Source organism: Streptomyces sp. NTH33, from assembly GCF_003236365.1.
In the GTDB taxonomy this organism is placed as follows: Bacteria; Actinomycetota; Actinomycetes; order Streptomycetales; family Streptomycetaceae; genus Streptomyces.
The window spans coordinates 1-3,599 of record NZ_POTZ01000587.1 but is presented as its reverse complement, the minus strand read 5'-3'; the positions used below and the strand labels follow the sequence as shown (position 1 = coordinate 3,599).

Sequence of the window (3,599 nt, the reverse complement as noted above, 5' to 3'; positions counted from 1 at the left end):
GCATGCTGGTGATTCGTCATGCGTCCATGGTGACGGGCGCGCCGCCGCCGCGGGAGCCGGGACGACCCTGGCCGGACCCTGATTCGTCCCTGAGCCGCGGCCGGGGATGCGTTCGACCGGCCCGCCGGGCCGTGATGGCCGGGCCGCGACTGCCGGGCGTCGTCGAAGATCAGGGGTGTCTCGGGGACGGACCCTGATGCCCCGGCCCTGCCCGCCGTGTGACCATCAGTGGCATGCCGGAAGCCGCAGCAGTGCCCCTCGACGCCCCGCGGCCGCCGCGCAAGCTCTACCGCAGCAGTGACGGACGCTGGCTGGGCGGAGTGGCGCGGGGCCTCGCCGGGCACCTCGGGCTGCCCGTGGTGTGGGTGCGGCTCGTCTTCGTCGGCCTGTTCATGGCCGACGGGCTCGGCGCCCTGCTCTACGCGGCCTTCTGGTTCTTCGTGCCCCTGGGCGTGGGCGGTGTCGGCGACCAGAAGCCGCCGTCCTTCGTCACCTCGGAGACCTCGCCGGACGGCCGCCGCAGAATCGTGGCCCGCAAGCCGGACAAGGGCCAGATCATCGCCCTGCTCCTCATGGTCGTCGTCGCGATGGCCTTCGTCGGCAGCGTCAATCTGGGCAACGGCGCCAAGGTGTACCTGGTGCCGGCCGTCCTCGTCGCCGCAGGCGTCGCCCTGGTCTGGCGCCAGGCGGACAACGCCCGCCGGGCCCGCTGGGTGGAGGTCGGCCGCCGTCGCCGTACGCTCACGCTGCTGCGCGCAGGTGCGGGTGTCCTGCTGGTCACGGCCGGCGTCTCCGCCATCTTCGTGCTGCAGGGGTCCGCCGCCCACCTCGGCTCGGTCCTCCAGGCGGCCCTCGCGGTCCTCGTCGGCATAACCCTGCTCGCCGGGCCGTACCTCGTGCGCATGACCCAGGACCTCTCCGAGGAGCGGTTGATGCGCATCCGTGCCCAGGAGCGCGCCGAGGTGGCCGCCCATGTCCACGACTCGGTGCTGCACACCCTCACCCTGATCCAGCGCAACGCGGACAACGCGGGCGAGGTCCGCCGCCTCGCCCGCGCCCAGGAGCGCGACCTGCGCGCCTGGCTCTACAAGCCGGAGGGCAACGGCAAGGACGAGGCCGACGAACCGGCCACCCTCGCCGAAGCGGTCAAGCGCAACGCCGCCGAGGTCGAGGACAAGCACGGCGTCCCCATAGAGGTGGTCGTGGTCGGTGACTGCCCGCTCGACGAGCGGATCAGTGCCCAGATGCAGGCCGCGAGGGAAGCCATGGTGAACGCCGCCAAGTACGGTGGCGAGGGCGGCGCCGTCCAGGTCTACGCCGAGGTCGAGGGCAGGACGGTCTTCGTGTCCGTCCGGGACCGCGGACCCGGCTTCGACCTCGACGCGATACCCGCGGACCGGATGGGCGTCAGAGAATCGATCATCGGCCGCATGGAGCGCAACGGGGGGACGGCCCGGCTGCGGCGCGTGCCGGACGGCGGCACGGAGGTCGAGCTGGAGATGGAGAGGGCGGAGAACACGTGATGAGCGACCCGACCGAGGCGAACGGTACGGCCGGAGCGGAGACGACAGGGACGGGCGGGCGGCATGCGCGCGTGGTCCTCGTCGACGACCACCGCATGTTCCGCACCGGGGTCCAGGCCGAGATCGGCCGGACCGAGCAGACCGGCGTGGAGGTCGTCGGGGAGGCCGCGGACGTCGACCAGGCGGTCACGGTCATCACCGCGACCCGGCCCGAGGTGGTCCTGCTCGACGTCCACCTGCCCGGCGGCGGCGGGGTGGAGGTGCTGCGGCGCTGCGCCGCGCTGTCGGCCGACACGGAGCGGCCCGTGCGCTTCCTCGCGCTGTCCGTGTCGGACGCGGCGGAGGACGTGATCGGCGTGATCCGCGGCGGGGCGCGCGGCTATGTGACCAAGACGATCACGGGCGCGGACCTCATCGACTCGATCTTCCGGGTCCAGGAGGGCGACGCCGTCTTCTCCCCGCGTCTGGCCGGCTTCGTCCTCGACGCCTTCGCCTCGACCGACGCCCCGCCGGTCGACGAGGACCTCGACCGTCTCACCCAGCGTGAGCGGGAGGTCCTGCGCCTCATCGCCCGCGGTTACGCCTACAAGGAGATCGCCAAGCAGCTCTTCATCTCCGTGAAGACGGTGGAGTCGCACGTCTCGGCGGTCCTGAGGAAGCTCCAGCTGTCCAACCGCCACGAGCTGACCCGCTGGGCGACGGCACGCCGGCTGGTGTGAGCGGGACGCCGCTGTTCACACCACCCGCGCCGCCCCCGCGAACGGCATCTGGTCGACGGGGGCCAGGCGGACCGGGGCCGAGGGGTTCGGGGCGTGGATCATTTGGCCGTTGCCCACGTAGAGGCCGACGTGGCTGATCCCGGAGTAGAAGAACACCAGGTCGCCGGGGCGCAGTTCGGAGCGCGGGACGCGGCGGCCCGCGTTGATCTGGGCGTAGGTGGTGCGGGGGAGCGAGACGCCGGCGGAGCGGTAGGCGGCCTGGGTCAGGCCCGAGCAGTCGAAGGCGTGGGGGCCGGTCGCGCCCCACACGTAGGGGCTGCCGAGCTTTTCGTAGGCGTAGGCGACGGCAGCCGCCGCCCGGGGGCTGGTGGTGCCGAGTGCGGTGCGGGCGTCGGCGCGAGTGACGTGTCCGGTGTCCCCGTTCCCGTCGATCGCCGCGCGCCGGCGCGGTGACAGGCGGGACAGCAGCCGCCGGGCCTCGTCCAGTTTGGCGGTGACCGTCTTCTTCTGCCGGCGCAGTTCCTCCTGCCGTGACCTGAACGAGGTCAGCTCCACGTGCGCGTCCCCGCGCAGACGGCCGATCTCCCTCAGCTGCCTGCGTACGTCGGCCACGGCGGCCGCCTGCCGGGCGCCCGCCTGCTCGGCGAACGCGGCTCCGTCCAGGTACCGCCGCGGGTCGTCGGACAGCAGCAGCCGCATCACGGGGTCGATCCCGCCGTCCCGGTACTGCGCCGCGGCGATCGAACCCAGCGCGTCCCGCGCGGAGTTGAGCTTCTGCTGTCTGCGGGCGGCCTCGTCGCCCAGTGTCCTCAGCCGCTTCTCGGCCGTGTCCGCCTTCTCCCGGGCGGCGTCGTACTTCTGGGTGGCGGTCTCCGCCTCCTGGTACAGCTTGTCCACCCTGGCCTTGACCTGCTCCGGCGTGAGCCGCGGCGCGGCCTGCCCGGTGCCGTCGAGGCCGGCCGCCGTGGCGGCGCCCGCGAGGGCGATCGTGGCGGCCGTACGGACCGTGCTGCCGCTAAGCGAATGCCGACTGGGCCTGCGGTGCGCTGCCACGTGGGCCGTCACGTCCCTTCGTCCGGCCCCCGCGGGGGCGGGTGCGCGTCCGGCGGCGGCCCGCACAGGGGCAGCGGGCCGCCACCGGACCTTCTCGGTGGTGGTGTCCGGCTGCCGTCCCCGGTCCGGACGGTGGTGGGGAGCCGGTCACCTGGGGGAGGACGCTAAAGCGCTCCGTGACGACCCGGTGACGACATGTGCGGAAGTGGTGTGAGAGGTGCGTCGGGTGACCGTATGCGACCGGGGCCCGGCCGCAAGCGCGTCGTCTTCACGTACTGCGATGACCGATACGGGGTTTCAGGGG

At 73.0% G+C, this 3,599-nt stretch carries 3 protein-coding genes; 2 read left to right on the top strand and 1 reads right to left on the bottom strand.

The window, feature by feature from the left end:
* Window positions 1–233 precede the first annotated feature (233 nt).
* Window positions 234–1,523, top strand: a complete 1,290-nt coding sequence (locus C1I97_RS33375) for an ATP-binding protein (protein WP_111006770.1) — start codon at window positions 234–236, stop codon at window positions 1,521–1,523.
* The gene (locus tag C1I97_RS33370; RefSeq protein ID WP_111006769.1) at window positions 1,523–2,242 is read left to right on the top strand and encodes a LuxR C-terminal-related transcriptional regulator; all 720 of its coding nucleotides are present in this window, start codon (window positions 1,523–1,525) and stop codon (window positions 2,240–2,242) included. The genes C1I97_RS33375 and C1I97_RS33370 overlap by 1 nt, the downstream gene beginning before the upstream one ends.
* A 15-nt stretch (window positions 2,243–2,257) precedes the next feature.
* On the opposite strand, the gene C1I97_RS33365 is transcribed toward C1I97_RS33370, so the two are convergent.
* Window positions 2,258–3,295, bottom strand: a complete 1,038-nt coding sequence (locus C1I97_RS33365) for a C40 family peptidase (RefSeq protein WP_181447023.1) — start codon at window positions 3,293–3,295, stop codon at window positions 2,258–2,260.
* Window positions 3,296–3,599: the final 304 nt, after the last annotated feature.

Excerpts from the sequence above, each read along its gene's own strand:
- C1I97_RS33375 (WP_111006770.1), top strand. The coding sequence starts at position 234 with ATGCCGGAAGCCGCAGCAGTGCCCCTCGACGCCCCGCGGCCGCCGCGC.
- C1I97_RS33370 (WP_111006769.1), top strand. The coding sequence starts at position 1,523 with ATGAGCGACCCGACCGAGGCGAACGGTACGGCCGGAGCGGAGACGACA.